Source organism: Halopiger goleimassiliensis, assembly GCF_000455345.1.
Lineage (GTDB): Archaea > Halobacteriota > Halobacteria > Halobacteriales > Natrialbaceae > Halopiger_A > Halopiger_A goleimassiliensis.
In genome coordinates this window covers 874702-896468 of record NZ_HG315690.1, presented here as the reverse complement: position 1 = coordinate 896468, position 21767 = coordinate 874702, and the positions used below count along the sequence as shown (strand labels likewise).

Below are 21767 nucleotides of genomic sequence, written 5' to 3'. Positions count from 1 at the left end.
GATTTTCCGACCCAGAAAACGCCCGCCCACCACTAATACGTCTCCCCCGGTAGCCGTACGTGGGGGACGAGAAAAGGTCCGATCTAACCCACCTGAATGGTCCCCCCTCTGCCCGATCACCCGGATCGGCTGACGCCCGCCCTCTCTCGCCCCATCGCTCTCGTCTGGGAGATGACACGTCGGCCGATTCCGCCCCACCCCACCCCAGGAACGGTTCCCCAACACCCCGTTCCATTTTCGCTTCGGCCCGGCGTGTACGCCGGTTCGTGCTGGTAGTCAGTCTGCTCGTTGCCAGTATCCGACGAGAGACTGTTCCTGCCCGGTGACGAGCGTCCCGTAGAATCCGTCGCGTCTGCCAGTATTAGTGACGTCCGTACAGCGAGTACGTAATCGCTAGCAGTCCCGCGAGCCGACTCACGTTCTCGAGGAAGACAGTGACGATCCGATCGGTGTCGGTGACCGTGTTGACGACGACGTTGATGAGAAACGGAAACAGGGTCAACAACAGCAGCCCGACGGCGAGGTAGAACATCGACGTCGCGTCGTTCCGCCGGTACCCCCTGAAGGCCTGGTAGGCGATGACCGTCCCGAACAGGGCGACGAGAAAGAGGCTCGCGACGGTCAGCAGTTCGAACAGGGTGGCCTCGTCGACGCGAACGACGTCCTGGCTCATCGCAATCCCTCCCACATGCGCGTGAACTTGTCGGCGACGTCCTCCTCGTGGTAGGTGAGTTCGAGATCGAACCCACCGTCCTCGAGCGTCAACTCGAGTTTCTCGAGATTGGCGCTGTAGACGCTGTAGTGGTTCCCGTCGGGGGCGAGTTCCGTCTCTTCGGTTACGAGTCGACACTCCTCGAGCCGATCGAGTCGGCGGTAGATCGTCGGCAGGGATGCGTCACATCGTTCACTCAGGGTACTGGCAGACATGGGTTCGACGCTCGTATGGGTGAGGATCTCACGGGCGTACTCGTCGTCGAGGACCGAGAGGACCGTCGACAGGTCGATATCCTCACTCACTTGTACCTCATCGTTCCGGCATCGGTATGAAAAGCGATCCGGTTTTTCTGACCGAGAAAATACCCGCTCTGTCCCCGAGTTCGGTGCGCTGTCTTCGGATGTCGGCCCAGCCGTGGCCAGTAGTGATGGGGTGCTAACAGGTTCGCGATGGCCACGTTTCGGATTCGAACTCGCTCGAGGATGCCAGCTACTCGTTCGGCGTTCCGATAGGAACGCTATCGCTCGAGTAGATGCACTGGGCCAGATACAATAACCATCAGAATGAAATACAATATCCAAAATAGAAATGATGGTTGTACTCTGCGTACTCGATCGGTTAGCCCCAGAGAGGGATCGGTAACCGGTGTGGCAGAGAAAGGGCGTAATAAACGTCTCTTCCGCACTGAAACGCGTAAATCGTGTTGTGGGGTATACGGGTTTACTTCCCGGAGTTCCCTATCGGGGGTAGGACCAAAAGCGCGGACATTCGATCGTTTGATGGGTGTCTGTGGCTAATTAGTTGCCACTACCCTCGAACCTCGATCCGCGAAGCACTGTCCGTCGATATAGTAGTATGATATCTGCCACTTAGTACCTTTTATTACTATTCAGATACGTGGTTGGCAGAAAAAGCGTCCGGTAGTGAGCCAGGTGACGGACTGCTGTCCCTCTCACGGGTTCGGTTCGATTTGGTCGACTCTCCATCGTTTCCTACGTACCAGTACGTATCGGTACGTTGAGAACATATAAAGGAATTATCACGCCGTGCTCCTCGTCTCGGATACGCGTGATACACACCGCTTCCCGGACGAACGAGGGGCCGTCGTTTTCCCGGCGCGTGATCGACCTCGAGCGCTACGAGGACGTCTACGTCGTCGGCGACGTCCACGGCTGTTACGAGGCACTTGATACCTTACTATCGACGCTCGAACTGGGCGAGGACGACCTCGCCGTGTTCGTCGGGGACCTGGTGCGGAAGGGTCCGGAGAGCGCCGCGGTCCTCGAGCGCATCCGAACGTCCCCGCAGTTGCTGTCCGTTCGCGGGAACAACGAACAGAAACTGCTCGATGGAGAGGCATCGCTTCCGGAGCTGGACGAGGCCGACCGTGAGTTCCTGACGTCGTTACCGACCGCCATCGCCTGGGAGGACGGGCTCGTCGTCCACGGCGGCGTCGATCCGTCCCGCCCGCTCGGGACGCACTCGGATGGCGACGTGCTGACGATGCGCTCGCCCGACGGGGACGGTTACGACGGGCCGTTCTGGTTCGATGCGTACGAGGGGCCACCGCGGGTGTTTTTCGGCCATACCGTCCTCGAGGAACCCCTCGAACGGGAGTGGGTGATCGGACTCGACACCGGCTGCGTCTACGGGGGTGCGCTGACAGCGTACGACCTGCGCCGCGAGCGGTTCGTGAGCGTCTCCGCAGATGGCTATCAGAACCGGCCGGACGCGAAGTTCGTCGACGTCGAGAAACGGTAGCTGAGGTGAGAGGATGGGTGACGATCACACGAACGGACCTACGTCGGAACTTGACGAGGGTCCCGACGACGAAACGAGTCCCGAAGCGGATCCCACACGAGGTTCCGACGCGGAGTCGGAATCACGCGAACCGAGCGCCGGGGAAACCGCCGGTACGGACGGGGACGACTCGCCGACGGCGGAGGACGGGACGGAGTTCGCGTTCTCGTCTAGCTACGCCGACTCGGGCGATCACGCCGCCACGATCGGTGACGAGACGGCCGCTGCGGAGAGCGGAGACTCCCTGGACGTGGATTCCGACGACGGAGAGTCGAGCGACGCGGACGCGAATTCGGACCCGGCCGGGACCCTCGATCCCGACGACGTCGACCTCTCGGACCCGCAGTACTATCTCAACCGCGAACTCAGCGAACTGGCGTTCCAGCGACGGGTCCTCCACGAGGCGCTCGACGAGTCGAAGCCGCTGCTCGAGCGCGTGAAGTTCCTCGCCATCTTCACGACGAACCTCGACGAGTTCTTTCGCAAGCGCGTCGGCGGGCTGAAACAACAGATCGCCGCCGGCGTCACGGAGGAGACTCCCGACGGGCGAACGCCGACTGAACAGTGGGAGGCAGTACTCGAGGAGGCCCGCGGCCTGTTCGAGCGACAGAGCCGGTGTTATCGCGAGGAGATTCGTCCCGCGCTGGCGGACGCGGGCATCCACGTCCACGACTACGAAGCCCTCTCGGCGGCCGAGAAACGCAGGCTCCGGGAGTACTTCGAGAGTTCGGTGTTGCCCACGCTGACCCCGCTGACGTTCGATCCGGCCCATCCGTTCCCGTTCATCTCGAACCAGAGCCTCTCGCTGGCCGTTCTCACCAGGGAACGACCCGACGCCGACCTCACGTTCTCGCGCGTGAAGATCCCGCGGAACCAGGTCCGGTTCGTCCCGGTCGGCGACGAGGGGGAGACCCGATTCGTCCCCCTCGAGGACGTCGCCCGGGCGAACCTCGATCTGCTGTTTCCCGACGTCGAAATCGTCGATACCGCCCTGTTCCGCGTGACTCGCAACGCCGAAGTCCGGCGCAACGAGGACGTCGCCGAGGACCTGATCGAGATGATCGAGGAGGTCATCGAGGAGCGGCGGTTCGCGACCGCGGTGCGACTCGAGATCGAACGCGACGCCCACGAGACGATCCTCGAGATCCTCACGCGGGAACTCGACCTCGACGATCGGGAGGTGTTCCACCTCGACGGCCCGCTCGATTACCGGGATTTCAGCGAGTTGACCGACCTCGATCGGGACGACCTGCGGTTACCCGAGTGGACGCCCCAGCCGCACCCGCGACTCGGTGGTCCCGACGATGGCCGTAGCGTCTTCGAGGTGATTCGCGAACGGGACGTCCTGGTCCACCACCCGTATCACTCCTTCGAGGGGACCGTCCAGCGTTTCCTGGAGGAGGCCGCGAACGATCCGGACGTGCTGGCGATCAAGGCCGCGATCTACCGGACCGCGAGCGACTCGCAGGTCATCGAGAGCCTGCTCGAGGCCGCCCGGAACGGCAAGCAGGTCGCCGTCATGGTCGAACTCAAGGCGCGCTTCGACGAGAAGAACAACCTCGAGTGGGCCAAGAAACTCGAGGAGGAGGGGATCCACGTCGCGTACGGCACGATCGGTTACAAGACCCACACGAAGACCTCGCTGGTCGTCCGCCGGGAAGACGACGGCGTTCGCCTCTACTCCCACGTCGGTACCGGAAACTACCACTCCGAAACCGCGAAGCGATACGAGGACCTCGGCCTGCTCACCGCCGACCGTGACGTCGGGCAGGACCTCGTCAGGCTGTTCAACTACTTCACCGGCCACTCGATGCACCGCGAGTACCGCCGACTTCTGATCGCTCCGGGGAACATGCGCCAGCGGCTCGTCGAGCTGATCCGTGCGGAGGTCCGACGGGCTCGAAACGGGGAGGACGCCCGGATTATCGCCAAGATGAACCGGCTCGAGGATCCCGAACTGGTCCGGGAGCTCTACGAGGCGTCGATGGCCGGCGTCGACATCGACCTCGTCGTCCGGGACATCTGTCGCCTCCGCCCGAACATCGAGGGGATCAGCGACCGGATCGACGTCCACAGCATCGTCGGTCGGTTCCTCGAGCACTCCCGGATCTTCTACTTCCGCGCGGGCGGCGACGAGCGCTACTACATTGGTTCCGCGGACTGGATGTCCCGAAACCTCGACAACCGCGTCGAGGCCGTCACCCCCATCGACGACCCCCGACTCCAGGGGAAACTCGACGACGTTCTCGAGACGCTGCTCGCCGATACCGAAAACCGCTGGATCATGCGATCCGACGGCCAATACGAGCGCGCCCGTGGCCTCGAGGACGGGGCGGACTCGGCCGTCGACGCCCACCGGACGTTTATGGAGGCGGCCCGCGAGGGCACGTGGCACTGGCACTGAACCGGTGGCGTCGATACGCGTTGGGTCGACCGACGTACTCGGTCAGTCCGTCAACGGCGTGCCGCGGATCCGTGGTGGTTCGTAGTACAGCGGCAAGTCACAGAGCGCGTCCTCGACGAGTCCGAGCAGCGTTCGCTGGTAGGCCGGCCCCTCGGCGGCCAGTTGGTACGCCTCTTCCCTGCCCGACGCGGTCGCGTGCGAGACCAGCCAGACGTTCGTTCCGCGCTCGTCGATCTCGAGCAGGCAGTAGGCCTGTGGATAGAGGGACGCCGCCGGCGCGATGAGCTGGGTGAGGCCGGATCGCTGTACCACGGCCGGGAGGTGGTGGTGTCCCGACACGACCAGTGAGACGTCGTGGTCTGCCAGCACGGCGTGGACCCGCTCTCGATTCTGTAGCGTGAACACGTTCCAGGGCTCCATTCGACACAGAGGGTCGCTGACGATCGGCATCGGGTTGTGGTGGCAGGCGACGATGGCCGTCTCCGCTTCTTCGAGTCGCTCGTCGAGCCACGCGAGTTGCCGTTCCGAGACGCTACCGCGGTGTGTGTCGGCGTACGGTCCCTCCGGCCCTGCGGCGCTGTTCAGGACGAAGAGGTCGACGTCGCCGATCGATCGGTGAAACGGGAACGGTTCCGGTGCGTATCGATCCGCGAACGCCGTCGTGGACGGACACCGGTGCTCGTCGTGGGTCTTCTGGAGGTCGTGGTTCCCCGGCGTAGCGACGTAGGGCTGCTCGAGTTCCTCGAGCAGGACGTCGACCCGGTCGTAGTTCCAGGGTTCGCCGTCCTTCGTGAGGTCGCCGGGGAACAACACGAGGTCGACGTCGCGTTCGTTGACGTCAGCGATAGCGGTCCGTAACCGTTGTTCGGTCCGGTGAAAGACGCGATACGTGCCCTCGGAACGGGTTGCGACGTGCGGGTCGCCGACGACGGCGAGCCGGGTCGTCGTCGCGGCGCGCGGTTCTTCCAGTCGCGCCAGGAGGACGCGTTCACCGACGTCACCAAGGTCGCTCGGCGGCCCCGTCATGCGGTCGTCCCCCCGCCTGCGCAGTGACCGCGATCGCGAGCGAACTCGAGGATCGTCCGACGAAGCACGCCGTTTCGGTCGGTTCGGTGGCGCATAGACGGCTTCACGATCCTGGACCTAAATACCGTTTATATTGTCGCTACCGATCCCAACGTAGCGGCGGTTCGCGGCCGCCACGGCTATCTACACGCCCACCGCCGTGTAGATCGGTCAGTACTGCTACGTAGCGATCACCGACGCCCGGGACCGCTCCTAGTAATCCTCTTGTATCGCGTCGGTGAGGTCGTACTCGAATGGCACCTGATTCCGCATCGGTTCCGGCGACGGGAGCGGACGTCGAGACGAACGAAGAGGCCTCGGGAAACGGCCGAGCGTCCGACGAAACCGGGAGGCTACACCATCCCCTCGAGGAGGAAACGGATGACGGCGAACCGGACGAATACGCTTGCCCGCTCTGTGGATTCACCCACGAGGCCCGGGACACGGTTTTCTCCCACCTGCTCGCCGCGCATCCGAAGCAGGCCATCGGAAGCGTACTCCTCGAGCAACAGACGCTCCGAGAAACTGAATAGCTCCGACCTCCAGCGGTGCGGTCGCCGTCGTCGTTTTTCGCGTGCGATTCGGTCCGACGAACGCCACTCTCGGTTCCGCACGGCGGCCTCAATAGCGATATGTAGTGCCCCCAACCGTTTACACCCGTATGTTTGTAACTGTAGGCGGCACCCCCCGTCCGTTCGCCTCCGTATCGTATCAGTTTCCCTGAAGTACCGCTCGAGTGCGAAACTATTAGTCGTCGGAACGTCCCACACGTCGTATGGGACTGAGAGAGCGTCTCTTCGGGCGTGAGTCCGGCGTATCGACGCCGCGGGACGAGGACGCCGAACGATCGCGACTCGAGCACGTCGGCTTCGGCTTGCCGGCCGTCGACGACCTCCTCTCGGCGTCGACGTCGGGCGTCATCGCGGGCGTGGTGTTCGGGGCGATGCTTCCGACGGCCGTCTTCATGCCGACGTTCGCCGAACTGTACGGGGCGACGAGAGCGATCGACGGCTGGATCGTCCACCTGCTCCACAGCGTCGGCTTCGCCCTCCTGTACGGAATCGCCGTCGAGGGGCCGTGGAACCCGTACCGGAACCTCACGGCCGACCCACGAACAGGTGCCCTGATCGGGGCCTGTTACGGCGGGGTGCTCTGGATCGTCACCGTCGCCGTCGTAATGCCGCTCTGGTTCGACGCCCTCCGCATCGGTACGCTCCCGTTCCCGTACGTCGACCAACTGCTGCTGCTCGGGCTTCTCGTCTACGGCTTCCTCCTCGGTACGTTCTACCCGCTGGTCTCGAGCGTCGACAGTGGGTCCCCGTCGCGGGCGTAAGCGGTCCGGGGTCGGCCGTGGCGGCGGTTCCCGTGAAAGTCGGTCCGGAACCGAACGATGTCTGCTAAGAACCAGTCGGTAGATCGAAGAGCGATAGCAGGCGGTCAGGGGGGCGTTACTCCCGCTGGACGCCGAACGTATTGAGGAGAGTGTTCCGGAAGACGATCAGGACGACAAGCGGCGGCAGCAACGCCATCATCGCGCCGGCCATCACGAGGTTCCACTGCGTCAGGCCGCCGGCGGCGGCCCCCTGGATGTATCGGAGGCCGACCTGGACGACCTGGCTCCCCTGGTCGTTGATCACGACGAGCGGCCAGAGGTACTTGTTCCACATGCTGATGAACATGATGACGGTGACCCCGGCGATCATCCCCTTCGACATCGGGACGAGGACGTACACCAGGAAGCGGATCGGGCCGACGCCGTCCAGTTTCGCCGTCTCGACGACCGACGCCGGGATCGACCTGAACCGCTGTCGGAACAGGAAGACCGCCGTCGCGCTCGCGATGTACGGCGCGGTCAACCCGGCGAAGGTGTTCGCCCAGCCGACGTCGACGAGCAGCTGGTAGAGCGGCACGATCCGAACCGGGATCGGAAGCATCAGCGTGAACAGGATGACGTAGAAGACGTACCGCTGATACGGGACGTCGTAGTAGACGAGCGCCGTCGCCGCGAGCAACGAGAACGACAGCTTCCCCGCGATGATCACGACCGTCATGACCAGCGAGTTCCGCATGTACGTGCCGAAGTTGTACTCGGTCCAGACGGTCAGGTAGTTCTCGAGCAGCGATCCGCCGGGCGCGAGGTGCAGGATCTCGTAGACCTCGACGGCGGTCTGGGTGCTGAAGAGAAACGCCAGCCCGATCGGGATCGTCAACACGACGATGATCCCCACCAGCACGGCGTGGATGCCGAACTGCTCGAGGTCGACGCCGACGGATCTGCCCCGCTCCAGGGCGTTCCGAAGGCGCGTCCGGAACCGGCCGCCAATCGTCGACACGGTTCAGGCACCTCCGTAGTAGGCGTACTTCTCGGAGACGCGCAGCTGGATCACCATCAGGATGGCGACGAAGCCGAACAGGATCACGGACTGTGCCGCGGCGTAGCCGAACTCGCTGTACTCGAAGGCGTCGATGTAGAGGTTGTAGATCAGGATGTTCGTCGCGTCGCCGGGGCCGCCGTCGGTCATCAGGTCGACGAGCGCGAACCCGCCGAAGAAGCCGCTCACGCTCCGAACGACGAGCAGGAACACGAGCGTCGGCGAGATGAGCGGCACGTAGATCCGGAACAGGCGGTCGAACTTGCTCACGCCGTCCAGTTCCGCGGCTTCGGTGATGGTGTACGGGAGCTGTCCCAGCGCGGCGGTGATGAAGATGATGCTGTAGCCAAGCCCCTGCCAGATGGCGGCGAGCGTGATCACGAGGAAGGCGAGTCGGCCGTCGAGGTACCAGTTGAACTCGAGGCCGAGCGTCTCCTGGATCGCGTAGGTCACGATGCCGAGTTCGGGGTGGACGATCAACTCGAGGATCACCGCCGCGACCGACAGCGGGAGCGCGTACGGCCAGATCGCGGCGACGAGATAGGCACCGCTCCAGCGGTCGACCTCGTAGATGAGAAACGAGATCACCAGCGCGATCAGCATCGAGATCGACACCGTCAGCGCCGCGAACGCGACCGTGACGAACACGCTCCAGCGGTAGTCCGCGGAGGTCGCCAGGTCGACGTAGTGTTCCAGGCCGACCCAGACCTCCTCGCCGATGAGCGTCGTCTCGTGGAGGCTCAGCCAGATCGTCTCCGCGAACGGCCAGTAGAGGAAGGCCAGCAGGAACGACAGCGTCGGCAACAGCAACAGCAGCGCTTGCCAGGTACTATCGAAGATTCGCAGCCGAGAATCGGTTTCGGACATTGGTGTGACTCTCCGCCCGAATCAGGCCCGCGGGTCGTCCTCGGCCGCCGCCGCGATGATCTCGTCGACGTCGGCTTTCGTCTGCTCGAGGGCCTCGTCGACGGGATCGCCCTGGAGCATCCGCGTTACGCCGTCGGTCACTTCGTCGCGCACCTCGCCGTGGTTCATCATGAGCGCCCCCGCCGTCGCCGTGCTCTCCTCGGACTGGTCGAGTTGTAGGTAGGCGCGATGGAAGCCGGGGTTCTCCTCGTAGAAGCCGTCGTCCTCGAGGATCGAGACCGCCTCGTGACTCGTCGGGTAGTAGCCCGTGTTCGAGTGGAAGTGCGCCTGCTGTTCGGGTTCGGCCATCCACAGGAGGAACTCGGCCGTCGCCTCGAGTTCCGTCCCCTCGACGCCGGTCGGGACGAACAGGGAGCCGCCGCCGATGACCAGCCCGTTCCAGTCGTCGTAACCCGGAACGGTGCCCACGCGCGATTCGAAGCCGGCCTCGGCCGCCCCGGAACTCATCTCGGCGATGTTCGACGACGAGTCGATGAGGATCGCCGCTTCCTCGTTGATGAACCCCTGGCGGGCGTCACCCCACCCCTCCGCGTGGAGGTACTCGTCGTTCTCGTACATCGTCGTCATCCAATCGAACAGCCGGTGGCTCGCGTCGCTGTCGAGGTGGGACTCGGTCGCGGGCGCTGCCCGCCCGTTGTCGTTGTTCACGAAGTCCTGGCCCTGGTTGGCGAACCACGACTCGTAGAACCAGGTGTGGTTCGGCCACGTCGCCCCGTGAGGCGTGGCGTCGCTCTCCATGAGCGCCTGGGCGGTCTCCCGGTACTGGTCGAACGTCTCCATCGGCACCGATTCGGGATCCGTCTCGAGTCCCGCCTCCTCGAACGCGTCGACGTTGTAGTGGGCGACGACGGTCGACATCGCGAACGGCAACCCTTGCAGTTCGCCGTCGATGACGTAGTAGTCCCCGGCGGCGTCGATGAAGTCGTTCGCGTCGAACCGGTCGCCGAGGACGCGTTCGACCGGCACCGTCGCGCCGGTCCCCCACGCCTCGAGGGTGTGTACGGCGTTCAGGTGGGCGATCGACGGCGGATCGTCGGCACGGATTCCCTGCAGGGTGGCGTTCCAGACGTCGCCGTAGCCCCCCTCGTGAACCGCGTTGACCGTGATCGTATCGCTCAGCTGGTTGAAGTCCTCGACCATGCCCTGGACGACTTCGCCTTTCTCCCCGCCGATCGAGTAGAGGAAGTCGATTTCGACCTCCTCGTCGACCTCGTAATCGCCGGCCGCTTCTACCTCCGGATCGACCTCGGTACCGCCGGCACCGGTACCACCACCGTTGCCGTTTCCGCCTCCGTTGTCGTCGCTGCTCGTACAGCCTGCGATCGCCACGCCGACCGTCGCTGCACCCGCGGTCAGAAACCGGCGTCGCGTACCCTTGCGAGACATGCGAGTGCGGATTTCGATCAGGCTCTGTAGTATCTTTATATGATTTTTCAATGTCGGTACTAGTTCGTCGTGTCTGATCCGTATGCCAATGAAAAACACATCCCAAACCGTACGAAAATTTTATCCATCTGCGTTGGCCTCCCCTCAACTGTGATTTCGCCAGCATTCCGAGGCTCGATCCACCATGAGTAGCATCTCACTGCGGAACGTGACGAAGCGGTTCGACGACGTAACGGCCATCGACGGCGTCGAGCTGGACGTCGAGAACGGCGAGTTCGTCGTCCTGGTCGGCCCGAGCGGTTGCGGGAAGAGCACGCTGTTGCGGACGATCGCCGGACTGGAGTCGGCCACGGCGGGATCGGTCGTCCTCGACGACGAGGACGTCACCGACCTCGACCCGGCGGACCGGGACGTCGCGATGGTGTTTCAGAACTACGCGCTGTATCCACACATGACCGCGCGCCGCAACATGACCTTCGGCCTCGGCTCGAGCGGTTCCGACCTCGAGGGCGAGGAACTCGACGCCCGCGTGCGGGAGGTCGCGGAGATGCTGGGCATCGCGGACCTCCTCGATCGCAAACCGGCGGAACTCTCCGGGGGCGAGAAGCAACGCGTCGCGATGGGGCGGGCGCTCCTCCGGGATCCGGAGGTGTTCCTGCTCGACGAACCGCTGTCGAACCTCGACGCGAAACTCCGGGATCAGATGCGGACCGAGTTGCTCGACCTCCACCGCGAACTGGGGGTCACCACCGTCTACGTCACCCACGATCAGACGGAAGCGATGACGCTCGGCGACCGGATCGCCGTTCTCAACGACGGTCGCATCCAGCAGATCGACGATCCCCAGCAGGTCTACGACTACCCGGAGAACCGGTTCGTCGCGGAGTTCATCGGAAGCCCGCGCATGAACGTGTTCCGGGCGTCGCTCTCGACCGCCGGCGGGCGCAGCCGCCTGCTCGTCGACGACGACGAGATCGACCTCCCGGGCGATCCGGAGCCCCCGTCGCCGGCGGACTCGAGACCGGTCGACGTCGGAATCCGACCCGAGGACCTCTCGCTCGCGGACGACGACCCGGGAGCGGACGCCCCGCTCGAGGTTACGGTCACGATGCACGAGTCGCTCGGCGACTCGCTGCTCGTTTACGGAACCACGGGTTCGCAGCAACTCCGGTTCCTGACCGACCCGCGGCGGTCGATCGAACCGGACGACCGCGTGTCGCTGACCGTCGACCGGGAGCGCATCCACCTCTACGATCCGGAGACCGGTGAGGCGCTCTACCACTCGGATCCCGCCGCGTCGGAGCCGGAGACGGCCTCGAGCGACCCCGTTCGACCGCAACCATAGATGACGGACCGACCTGCGACGAGACGACGCGTTCTTCGCGGCAGTACCGCCGTTCTGGGAGCGGCTCTCGCCGGCTGTTTCACGGACGCGAACGCCGAACCCACCGAACGGCGATCGGAGTCCACATCGATGCACGCACCCCCCACCGACGACGCGAGGTCGACCGTTCGGATCGGTCCCGACGGTCTCGGTATCGACTTCGAACCGCTCGTCGAGATCGACGGCGACTACACGCCGGAAGGCCTCGCGTACCACGACGGCAACCTCTACACCGGCGAGCGCGACGGGCCGGCGACGATCCGGGAGTACGAAACCGACGGAACGCCCACCGGACGCGAGTTCACGTTCGACGACCTGCGGATCGACCACACCAACACCATGGCCTGGGTCGACGGGAACCTCTGGGTGTCCGACTCCTCGACGATGAAAACGTACGTCGTCGACTGGGAGGAGTTGGAACTCGTCGACGAGTTCGACCAGGCGGACCCGGTGACCGGCACCTGGCGAACGATCGTGCCGACGACCGACGGCACCCGGAAACTCCTGTTCAACGAGTGGCGCGGCGACAGGGCCTGGCTCGTCGACCTCGAGGACACGCTCGAGGACGGCACGACGGCCGGAAACGTCGACCGCGAACTTCGAAACGGCCTCTGGACGAATCCCCAGACGATGGCCTGGCACGACAGCTGGCTGTACACGACCACCCACGCCTGGATCGTCAAATCCAGACTCCCGTACGCCGATCGCCTCGCCGACGGCCACGAACTCGTCGCCCACGACGTCGAGTGGGCCTACGAGTTCGCGGACGGCGACGTCCTCGAGCAACTCGTCTACGATCAGGAGCGGGGCGTCTGGTACCTCGTCGACCGCGGCGGGCTCGGCACCATCTACCGCGGCACGGAGCGGTACGGGGTCCACCGCAACGCCTCGTTCAGCCGGTGGGACGCCTCCGACGGCTCGATCGGCGGCAACGGCGCGATCGTACTCGACACCTCGGGCGTCGAGACGATGGAACTGACCCGCGGCAGCGGCGAGCGGAAGGTCGGCTGGATCGACGTCTGGTTCTTCGACAGCGGCAGCGCCAGCGCGGAGATCTCCCTCGGCGTCGTCACTAATACGAACGACGAGTTCGCCATCGGGCGCAACGAGGCGGCGACCGCTGACGGGGACCGCTACTGCTGGTACGACGGCACCGAGTGGCACGAGACCGGGATCGAGCGCCGGAGGGGCTGGATCAAGTTCGGCTGGTCGATCACGGAGGACACCGTCTCCGGGTTCGTCTCGCGATCCCACGGTCGCTCCTGGACCGAGGTCGACACGATACGAAGCGAGGACGCGACCATCAACCGGCTCCGGATCCGTCAGCAGGACGGCTGGGCGAAAGCCGGCTCCTGGACGCTCGATCTGGACCGGGCGTGAGCGGTTCGACGTCGCCGCGCTCGAGGCCGCTCACCTCCGTGGTCAGAAGATGTCGGGTCGATCGCCGCTCAGACCGTCGACCGGCGTCTGTCGCATTCGATCCACCCCCCGCGAGGTTCGGAGCGTCGCGCTGTTGACCCACAGCCCCTCACGGTGGGCGAGCGATACCGCGTCGGTGTTCGCGACGAGTTCGGCCGACAGGTGGACCCGATCACAGCCGATCGCGGCCGCCGTCGCGATCCCCTCGGCGTAGCTGTCGCCGACCGTGCCGACGCCGACGAGCGCGGTCTCGACGTCGTCCCGCCCGGGAGCGTTCTCGGCTTCCCGGAGCAGGTCGGGCTCGAGCGAGGAGATCACGATATCCGGATCGGCGGCCCGCCCCTTCCGAATCGCATCGGCCGCGAGGCCGGGTTCCTTGAGTTCGATATTGGCCGTACACTCCCCGGGGATCGCCTCGAGCATCTCGGAGAGCAGTGGAATCCGCTCGTCGCTGTCGGCGACGTGTAGCCTCCGTAGTTCCTGGGCGTCGAACTCCGAGACGGGGCCGGTTTCGTCGGTCAGTCTATCGACCCGCTCGTCGTGGAAGACGACGATTTCGCCCGAGCCACAGCGTCGGACGTCGAACTCGATCTGATCGGCCACTTCGGCCGCGAGAACCGCCGCGCGAACGGTGTTCTCGGGATAGACGCTGCCGAAGCAGCGATGGGCCTGGATCGGCAGTTCCGTTTCCCTGGCGACCGTTCGTCCGAGACAGCCGCTGAATCCGGTGCTGAGGCCGACGGCAGCGGATAGGTGCATCAGCGTCGACCGTCGTGAGAGCCGATCGACCGACCGGGTCCGCGAATCCGACGCCGAGTCGATTCCCCTCGTTCGGTCCGTCCGGTGGGTACCGCGCCCGTTCTGTTCGCGCATTTGCTATCTGGACGTATTCGACTTCTCCCACATAGTGTTGTCCAGAGTATACTTACTGATGGATAACCAAACAGAACTGATAATGTATAGATATACATAGTGGTATTTATTACTAAGATTCGTTTCTGCGTGTGGATCGATGTCGACCCCATCAATCATTACCCATTACCTGCGTGATTCCTACTGTACCGGCCGTATTCGGGGACGTTTGGAAACGAACGGGACGAGCGAACTTCACCCGAAACGGACAGGGCGTCTTCGGAAGGGAAAACCTCTCCAACGAACTATGATTCTCACTTATTCTTCCTGTCTCTATTGGGGTGAATACTTCGACACCTCGTCGTCGAGACTGATCCGGCCGATCGCCTAGTGGCTCCGCACCAGCAACCGGTCGACGTCGGCGATACTCGATTCGATCCGGTCGGCGAGTAGCGTGATCGCCGCGAGGACGGGGTAGGAGTGCTCGTAGTTCCCGTAGAGGTACGCCTCGAAGACGTCGCCGTCGATCACGGACAACTGGCACCGACGCTCGTGAAGCTGGCGCTGTCGCTCCGTTGCGAGGCGATCACACCGGTCCCCTAACTCCTCGAGTCGGGTTCTCGTCAGCCGTAACGCGTTGAACTCGAGGTTCGAGATCGGCTGGTCGAGCAGCGACTGTAGTTCGCCTTCGGCGTCCGACAGCTCCGACTCGTACTCGGCGAGGGCGTCGCGTTCGGTCTCGAGCAGGTCGAGCAGTTCCGTTCGGTTCGTCACGGCCTGTTCGGCCGCCAACTGGAGCGACCGTTTCAGCGGGGGATGGAGCCGCTCGTGACGTTGCAGTGCCGCGGCCACGTCCGGGTTGAGTTCCGCGGCGATACTCTCGATCCACGTCTCGTCGTACCGGTCCGAATAGTGCGAGAGGCTCATGACCGTCTCGTCGAAAGCCTCCCGGACGGCCGAACAGTCGTTGCCCGTCGAGGAGACGTGAGTGACGGCTCCCGGTCCGGCGAACTGGGCGGTCGCACTGGCGGGCCTGGCGTCGAGGTCCGCGACTCGACTGGCGAATCGATCGAACGCCCGCCGTTCGGCGAGTACCTCCTCTCGTTCCCGCTCGAGGACGGCGATCGCCGGCTCGAGGATCGTCGTCGTCGGCGAAGCGTCAGTCACAGTACGTGACACTCGCTACGTCGTTCATATAACGCTAACTAGTAGCGCTGCCACCGGCTACGTAGCCGACGGGAGCGGTCCATAGTGCTCTATGCCCCGACGTGGCTCGTGGAGGTAGCGCGTCCACCGACGTTCGAAGGGCGGCTCACGGCGACGCGACGGTATCGGGACGTATGGATCGATCCGGAGCGATCAATACCGATCACGATACCAACTAGAAGCAGCTTTGTTGATTTCGGGTCTGGACTCGAGTACAACGTCGCTGACGTTTGACACCCAATGACAGGATCCGGGAGCGAGTACGACTCCGACGGCGTTCGACAACGACTGGCTGCGGCCACCGAACGGGTGGACGACGACGTCGACTTGGAGCTGATCGTCGTGCGATACGAGAACAAGCCGGACCGGTGTACGATCACCCCCCGAGAGTGCTCCGACGCCGAGCGAATCACTACCTGGCTGTCGGCCGACCGGACGGCGTTCGTCGACCTGGCAGCGGTTCGGTGACTGCTCTCGGGCGACTGTCTCGGGAGGGATCGATCCGTACCCACTGTTGCGAGTAGTAGCTACGGTTCAAACTGCCATCCCCTCGAGCCAGGCGAACGCGACCGCGAGGAGATGACGTTCGGCGGCGTTCGAGAACAGGTGTCCTTCCCCGGCGTACGTCTGCAGGAGCACGTCGGTCTCGAGGGCAGCGGCGGCCCGTCGGCTGTCGGCGACGGGCACCGAGGCGTCGGCGTCGCCGTGAAAGATCGCGACGGGGACGTCGAGGTCGCGCTCGACCGCCGTGAACGGGTGTCGATCGAGGTCCGTGAAGAACCGCTCGTCGATCCGCTCGCCGTCCTCGAACGTGAGTTCGCCGTCGCTGGCGACGGTGTCGCGGTAGTCGTCGAACGCCCGGTTGTACGTGACCGGCGCGCGGGCGATCACCGCCTCGACGCGATCGGCCGCGACGGTCGCTGCGGCGTGCATGGCGACCTTCGCGCCGAAACTCGAGCCGAACAACACGCAGCGCGAGGGATCGACGTACTCGAGAACGGCCTCGAGGTCGGCCAGCCGTGCGCCGAGCGTCGAGTCGGCGAACGCGCCGTCGGACTCGCCACAGCCCCGGAAGTCGAACCGGATCGCGTCGTAGCCCGCCTCGACGGCGCGGCGGCACCGACGCTCGTAGCTGCCGGATTTGTCGCTTCGAAAGCCGTGACAGGGGACGAACCAGCCGTCGCCGTCGGCGGGATGGTGGACGGCGGCGACCGCCTCGTCGTCCGTGACCGGAATCCGGTGAACCTCCGTCATCGGTACCCAGTCGTCGCTCGAGTCGTATCGGTCTTCGCACCTGACCGGGGCATCGTCCGGTCGCTCGCCAGTAGCGATCCCATAACTATCCACGCACGACGGCCAGCAGGTACCGATGTGGCCGTGGGAACACGCCATCGTCGGCTACCTCGCGTACTCGCTGTTCGTGCGGCTCGTCTACCGGGAGCCGCCGGGCGGCCTCGAGGCGCTGACGGTCGTCGTCGCGTCGGTGTTGCCCGACGTCATCGACAAACCCCTGGCCTGGGAGTTCGGCGTCTTCGAGTCCGGCTACGCGCTCGGCCACTCGATCTTCGTCGCCGTGCCGCTGTCGATCGTCGTCGGCCTCGTAGCGAGACGCGTCGGACGGACTCGAGCGGGATTGGCCTTCGGAGTCGGCTACCTGTTACATCTGCCGGGTGACGTCCTCGACGCTGCCGTCCGCGGCGACGGAACCATTTACGTCTCGCTGGTGCTGTGGCCAGTGCGGCGGATCGAGTCGCCCGCGGACCACACCGCCTTCGCCGACGAATTCTGGCGGCTGTTCGAGAACTACCACCAGGAGTTTCTCACCGGGGAGCCCTCGACCTACCTGTGGATTCAGGTCGGACTCGCCGGAGCGGCGGCGCTGGTCTGGCTCGCCGACGGTGCACCCGTGCTCCGGGAGTGTCTCGTAGGCGTGAAACGCCTCCTGTTCGCGCTGGTAGACGCGGGACGGCGGTCGTGGAACGACGTGGGAAAGCGACGATAGGGTACGGAGACTCCGCGTGGTAACGACCCGCTTCCAGACGATCAGCGACGGGTAACCGATACCTAGCCCGGACGACGCGCGGCCCAGCACGTCGGCAGTTGATAATGTCGTCATTTACTATCGTATCGGTTCGCGTGAGCGTGATCCTGTGATGAGTGATACGAACCGCCCTCCAACCCGCGTCGACGGCCTCCCCGACGACGCCACGTTCGCGCTCTGTCTCACCCACGACGTCGACCGGCCGTACAAGGGGCTCCGTTCGCTGTTTTACGCCACGCAGGAACGACCGGCCTATCACCTCTCGACGGCCCTGTCGTCCGCGAACCCCTACTGGCAGTTCGAGGAACTGATGGCCCTCGAGTCGGACCTCGGCGTTCGATCGGCCTTTTACGTCCTCAACGAACAGCACCTGCTGGCCGATCGGCCGGTCCGGGAGTGGCTCTCGTCCGAGAACTGGATCCAGCATCTGGGTCGGTACGATCCGACGGCCGAGGACGTCGCGTCGGTACTTCGCGATCTCGAGGCCGGCGGCTGGGAGGTCGGCCTCCACGGCTCGTACCACACGGCGGACGACCCCGAACGACTGCGCGAGGAGCGGGCCGTCCTCGAGGAGATCCTCGACGGCCCGATCCGGGGCGGGCGACAGCACCACCTCCGACTCGAGCGGCCCGAAACGTGGCGTCACTACCGGCGGATCGGCCTCTCGTACGATACGAGCCTGGGGTCGGCGACCGAGTGTGGCTTCCAGCACGGCTATCGGCCGCTGCGGCCGTTCGACGACGAGTTCGTCGTCTTCCCGCTGACGATCATGGATCAGGCGCTGCCCGATCCCGGCGCGAACCCGGTCGCCGCGCGTCGCACCTGCGAGTCGGTGCTCGAGGAGGCCGCGGCCAACGACGCGGTGATGACGGTGCTGTGGCACCCGCGGCTGTTCAACGAGCGGGAGTTCCCGGGCCATCGCGAGCTGTACCGCTGGTTCGTCCAGCGCGCCCGCGACCTCGGGGCGTGGATCGGCACGCCGGGCGACCTGTACGACGAACTGGCTCTCGAGAAGAGCACGGGCGAGGAAGGGAACCCAGCCGACGAAGCGTCCGGGGCGGACGTCGAATCGACGGCGACCGGCCTCGAGCCGGCGCGAACGGACCCCGAACCGACGGCCGGGGAGGGGGCGACCCGTAACCCGCGACCCCCGGCGGTGGTGAACGACGGATGAGCCGCGGCACGCTACGAGCCTGTGCGATCGTCGCGCTGTTCGTGACCGGTGCGCTGGTCGGCGTGGCTCCGCTCGGGGTGGCCGACGCCGTGAGTGCGAACCCGGCCCAGTCGACGCCCGACTCCTACGTGGTCGAACAGGGCGAGATGTGTCGCGCCGTCGAACCACTCGAGACCGACGGGACCGTCGAGTCGTTCTACGACTACCGCAATCACGAGACCCATCCGGACCTGCCCGACGAGGAACGACTCTACAGTTCTTACGGGACGACCCACCTCCAGGAGGAGAACACGAGCGCCCTCATGCTCCACGAGGGAACCGACGGCACGAGTCTCGTGATGGTCCACGACCGGTTCGAGGAGGGATCAACCGGCGGGATGGTCACGTTCGATATCGTCGGCTTGCCGGCGGAAGCCGAGTGGACCGTCCAGGACGACCGCTACGACGCCCCGAGCAACGTGGTCGAGTGGGACCGCGAGGGCGACTGGGCCTACGCCTCCTGGCTCTGGCGCGAGGGTCGCACCGACGGCGGCGCGATCAACGGCGGGCTCGACGGCGAGTTCGCCGTGACGATCCAGCCGGGATTCAACGAGGCGTCGGACTTCCACGGGGACGAGATGCTGGACGACCTCGAGTGGTACGAGGACGGCGAAATCGAGGACTGGGAGTTCCTCTCGGGCGACGAAGACGCGCCGAACCGCCAGTCGCTCGACCTCGCGGAACCCGTGACGATCCGGACCGGCACCTGTGACGACCCCTCGATCACCTACGATCGGTACGAGGGCGGGACGGCGATCGGAATCGCCGGTGCCTCACCCGACGACGTCGTCTCCGTCCAGCCAGGGGTCGGCTCGAGCGACAACGCGAGCATCGACGCCCTCGAGCTGACCGGCATCGACGGGACGGCGACGCTGACGGTGTCCCACGACCGACCGGCCGACCTCCCCGCGTCGCCGTACGAGGACGTCGATCCGCCGGCGTCTCTCACGATCGACACCGACGCGACGTCGGCGTCGGCGACGGTCACGTTCACCGTCGAGAGCGACTGGGTCGACGACGTCGGCTACGAGGCAGACGAAGTCGCACTCTACGCGGCCGAAGACGGCGAATGGACCCCCGCCGACACGACGCTCGTCGAGGAGCCCGGCACCAGCTATCGGTACGAGGCCGAGGTAGACTCGCTCGAGGCGCTGACCGTCGCGCCAGCGCCCGACGCCGGAGGAACCGACGAGGACAGCGCCGCGTTACCGATGTCCGGCTTCGCGGCGATCGTCTCGATCGGCGCGCTCTTACTGACCGCCCTGGCGCTGGCGAGACGTAGTCGATAGGTCGGTCGAACCCTGTTTTCGGCGGGCGTATCGGATCGATTCGCGGCTACGACCACGAATTATGCTCTTCCGATCGGTCCGCGCGGTGATGGACAGGCGGGCGATTCTCCGATCCAGCATCCGTACGTCCGTCGTCGGAATGGTGGCTGCCTGCGTCCGATCACCGGCAGGAACGAGACCGCGCGTGCCTGCCGGATGGCTGTCGTCAACGAAGACGTGTTGGTCGACGAGTGAAGGGAGCGTTCGTCACGGAGGACCGTATCGACGGTGGAAAGTGGACGGAGTACGACCTCGTTCCACAGGGATCGGATCCGATTTCGCTGAGGCCGCGATCGATCGGGTGAGATTCGCCGCGCTCGTTCCGAGCACGACGGACGGCGATCAGTTCGCCGGCTGCGACCACCTTCTCGAGGAAGGCGACGACTGAGAGGGGGAGTTCTTCAATCGCTTCCCACGCCGACCGCACTCGCCGGTTGCGGCTCCGTCGTGCGCCCGTACCCCTCGAGTACGTCGAGGTCGTCGACTCGGCCGCGAGACTCGGCGACGTCGAGGACGAGTTCGGTGAGGTTCGCCTTGTCCGCGAGGAACTGCTCGCGGCGGCGCTGCCACTCCTCCTCGAGGTCGTCGCGAGCGAGCAGGTCCGTCGCCGTCTCGAGGATGGCTGCGGGGGACTCGACGTTGCGGATCAGGCCCTGGTTCTCGAGGGCGACGAAGTTGCCCATGTCGTCGTCGCCGACGAAGGAGTTCGATCGGATCGCGGGCGTTCCGAGCAGGGCGGCCTCGGTGACCATCGTCTGGGTGTCGGCGACCAGCAGGCTCGCCTCGGAGAGGACGTCGTGCATCAGCGCCGGGTGGAGGTCGAACGGTTCGGCGGGCAACGCGGAGAGATCGGTATCGCCGCCCTCGTCGGAGACCAGTACCGTCGCGTCCTCGGCGAGGCGTTCGACGATGCGTCGTCGCCACTCGCCGGAGATCCCCCGCTCGCCGACGTCGTGTTGCGAACCGAAGGCGTTCAGCCGGAGGACGACGAACGGCTCGTCGCGCTCGAGACCGAGTCGGTCCCGCACCGAGGGATCCGGCTCGTAGACGTCGGGATGGAGGTACGCACACTCCTTGAGTCCGGGGAAGACGTAGTGGTTCTCACCGAGGTCCTTGCGGAACGTGTTGGGCGTGAGGATCGTCCGGGCGAAGGGCGTCGAGATCGTGTGATCGAACGACGCCGGCTCCGAGTCGATCAGCAGGACCGTCGGCGCACGGACCGCCGCGCCGGTGTGGGCCGCATAACCCCCCATTCCGAAGATCAGGTCCGGATCGAACCGCCGGGCGTACCGGATCGCCCGCACGTAGTGGGCGGGGAGCCGACTCAGCAGCGACCCCTTCGAGGTGTCACACCCCCCGTAGACCTCGTAGGGGAGGTCGTACCACTCGAGCAACTCCACCGTGCAGGTGTAGTCCCTGGCGAGGACGCAGACGTCGTGGCCCCGCTCGCGTAACCGTCTGACGGCGTGTTTGTACAGGTGGACGTGTGCCGGCGTGTTCGTAAAAAACAGGTAGTTCATGGACGAGTCGGTCATCGCTCTCTCCTGCGTTCCCGACTGGATTTGTTATCGGGCTCGTACCTCCAGTAACGGGCTGCAGACCCCATCACAGTTCGTGCCTGCCACCCTCAGAAACGAGTGCGAGCAGCCGCTCGA

20 protein-coding genes are annotated in these 21767 nt (G+C 65.1%); 10 read left to right on the top strand and 10 right to left on the bottom strand.

Annotated elements, in window-relative coordinates; translation table 11 throughout:
• Nucleotides 1–361: 361 nt before the first annotated feature.
• Both TX79_RS04415 and TX79_RS04410 read right to left on the bottom strand, forming a co-directional pair.
• A complete protein-coding gene (locus TX79_RS04415; RefSeq protein WP_049925932.1) occupies nt 362–673 on the bottom strand; it encodes a DUF7521 family protein in 312 nt (103 codons plus the stop codon).
• Nucleotides 670–1017, bottom strand: coding sequence for an ArsR/SmtB family transcription factor (locus TX79_RS04410; protein WP_049925931.1), 348 nt, complete (start codon nt 1015–1017; stop codon nt 670–672). Before TX79_RS04410 ends, TX79_RS04415 begins: the two co-directional genes overlap by 4 nt.
• A 766-nt stretch (nt 1018–1783) precedes the next feature.
• Between TX79_RS04410 and TX79_RS04405 the strand changes: the two genes are divergently transcribed.
• On the top strand, nt 1784–2476 hold the full coding sequence (locus TX79_RS04405) for a metallophosphoesterase family protein (RefSeq protein WP_394324992.1): 693 nt from the start codon (nt 1784–1786) through the stop codon (nt 2474–2476).
• A 13-nt stretch (nt 2477–2489) separates the two neighbouring features.
• Nucleotides 2490–4919: a polyphosphate kinase 1 gene (gene ppk1 / locus TX79_RS04400; RefSeq protein WP_049925930.1), complete on the top strand. Its 2430-nt coding sequence runs from the start codon at nt 2490–2492 to the stop codon at nt 4917–4919.
• A 42-nt stretch (nt 4920–4961) separates the two neighbouring features.
• Here the strand turns inward: ppk1 and TX79_RS04395 are convergent, their stop codons facing one another.
• Nucleotides 4962–5945 carry a metallophosphoesterase family protein gene (locus TX79_RS04395; RefSeq protein ID WP_049925929.1) on the bottom strand — a complete coding sequence of 328 codons (984 nt, stop codon included), beginning with the start codon at nt 5943–5945 and terminating at the stop codon, nt 4962–4964.
• A 293-nt stretch (nt 5946–6238) separates the two neighbouring features.
• Between TX79_RS04395 and TX79_RS04390 the strand changes: the two genes are divergently transcribed.
• Both TX79_RS04390 and TX79_RS04385 read left to right on the top strand, forming a co-directional pair.
• Complete coding sequence (locus tag TX79_RS04390) at nt 6239–6517, top strand: hypothetical protein (protein WP_049925927.1); 279 nt, start codon at nt 6239–6241, stop codon at nt 6515–6517.
• A gap of 242 nt (nt 6518–6759) precedes the next feature.
• The gene (locus TX79_RS04385) at nt 6760–7317 is read left to right on the top strand and encodes a hypothetical protein (protein WP_049925926.1); all 558 of its coding nucleotides are present in this window, start codon (nt 6760–6762) and stop codon (nt 7315–7317) included.
• 115 nt (nt 7318–7432) lie between these two features.
• Here the strand turns inward: TX79_RS04385 and TX79_RS04380 are convergent, their stop codons facing one another.
• Genes TX79_RS04380 through TX79_RS04370 form a run of 3 tightly spaced genes read right to left on the bottom strand, consistent with a single transcriptional unit; the run spans nt 7433 to nt 10669 of the window.
• A complete protein-coding gene (locus TX79_RS04380; RefSeq protein WP_081655589.1) occupies nt 7433–8308 on the bottom strand; it encodes a carbohydrate ABC transporter permease in 876 nt (291 codons plus the stop codon).
• A 12-nt stretch (nt 8309–8320) separates the two neighbouring features.
• A complete protein-coding gene (locus TX79_RS04375) occupies nt 8321–9223 on the bottom strand; it encodes a carbohydrate ABC transporter permease (RefSeq protein WP_049925925.1) in 903 nt (300 codons plus the stop codon).
• Between the two features lie 21 nt (nt 9224–9244).
• Nucleotides 9245–10669, bottom strand: coding sequence for an extracellular solute-binding protein (locus TX79_RS04370; RefSeq protein WP_049925924.1), 1425 nt, complete (start codon nt 10667–10669; stop codon nt 9245–9247).
• Nucleotides 10670–10853: 184 nt separating this feature from the next.
• Between TX79_RS04370 and TX79_RS04365 the strand changes: the two genes are divergently transcribed.
• Nucleotides 10854–12014 carry an ABC transporter ATP-binding protein gene (locus TX79_RS04365; RefSeq protein ID WP_049925923.1) on the top strand — a complete coding sequence of 387 codons (1161 nt, stop codon included), beginning with the start codon at nt 10854–10856 and terminating at the stop codon, nt 12012–12014.
• Between the two features lie 129 nt (nt 12015–12143).
• Nucleotides 12144–13433, top strand: coding sequence for a hypothetical protein (locus tag TX79_RS04360; RefSeq protein ID WP_154660454.1), 1290 nt, complete (start codon nt 12144–12146; stop codon nt 13431–13433).
• A 42-nt stretch (nt 13434–13475) separates the two neighbouring features.
• Here the strand turns inward: TX79_RS04360 and TX79_RS04355 are convergent, their stop codons facing one another.
• On the bottom strand, nt 13476–14231 hold the full coding sequence (locus tag TX79_RS04355) for a glycerophosphodiester phosphodiesterase (protein WP_195892455.1): 756 nt from the start codon (nt 14229–14231) through the stop codon (nt 13476–13478).
• 480 nt (nt 14232–14711) lie between these two features.
• Nucleotides 14712–15491 carry a DUF7260 family protein gene (locus tag TX79_RS04350; protein WP_049925920.1) on the bottom strand — a complete coding sequence of 260 codons (780 nt, stop codon included), beginning with the start codon at nt 15489–15491 and terminating at the stop codon, nt 14712–14714.
• A 279-nt stretch (nt 15492–15770) separates the two neighbouring features.
• On the opposite strand from TX79_RS04350, the gene TX79_RS04345 reads away from it, so the two are divergent.
• Entirely contained in the window at nt 15771–15998 is a 228-nt protein-coding gene (locus tag TX79_RS04345; RefSeq protein ID WP_049925919.1) for a DUF7511 domain-containing protein, read from the top strand.
• A 66-nt stretch (nt 15999–16064) separates the two neighbouring features.
• Here the strand turns inward: TX79_RS04345 and TX79_RS04340 are convergent, their stop codons facing one another.
• Nucleotides 16065–16784, bottom strand: coding sequence for an alpha/beta hydrolase family protein (locus TX79_RS04340; RefSeq protein WP_049925918.1), 720 nt, complete (start codon nt 16782–16784; stop codon nt 16065–16067).
• A gap of 115 nt (nt 16785–16899) precedes the next feature.
• Between TX79_RS04340 and TX79_RS04335 the strand changes: the two genes are divergently transcribed.
• The 3 genes from TX79_RS04335 to TX79_RS04325 all read left to right on the top strand — a co-directional run bounded on the left by TX79_RS04335 (nt 16900) and on the right by TX79_RS04325 (nt 20073).
• A complete protein-coding gene (locus TX79_RS04335; protein ID WP_049925917.1) occupies nt 16900–17532 on the top strand; it encodes a metal-dependent hydrolase in 633 nt (210 codons plus the stop codon).
• 151 nt (nt 17533–17683) lie between these two features.
• A complete protein-coding gene (locus TX79_RS04330) occupies nt 17684–18745 on the top strand; it encodes a polysaccharide deacetylase family protein (RefSeq protein WP_154660453.1) in 1062 nt (353 codons plus the stop codon).
• Nucleotides 18742–20073 (top strand): PGF-pre-PGF domain-containing protein, encoded by a 1332-nt coding sequence (locus TX79_RS04325; protein WP_049925915.1) that lies wholly within the window; start codon nt 18742–18744, stop codon nt 20071–20073. Before TX79_RS04330 ends, TX79_RS04325 begins: the two co-directional genes overlap by 4 nt.
• A gap of 440 nt (nt 20074–20513) precedes the next feature.
• On the opposite strand, the gene TX79_RS04320 is transcribed toward TX79_RS04325, so the two are convergent.
• Complete coding sequence (locus tag TX79_RS04320; RefSeq protein WP_049928269.1) at nt 20514–21632, bottom strand: DUF354 domain-containing protein; 1119 nt, start codon at nt 21630–21632, stop codon at nt 20514–20516.
• Nucleotides 21633–21767 lie beyond the last annotated feature (135 nt).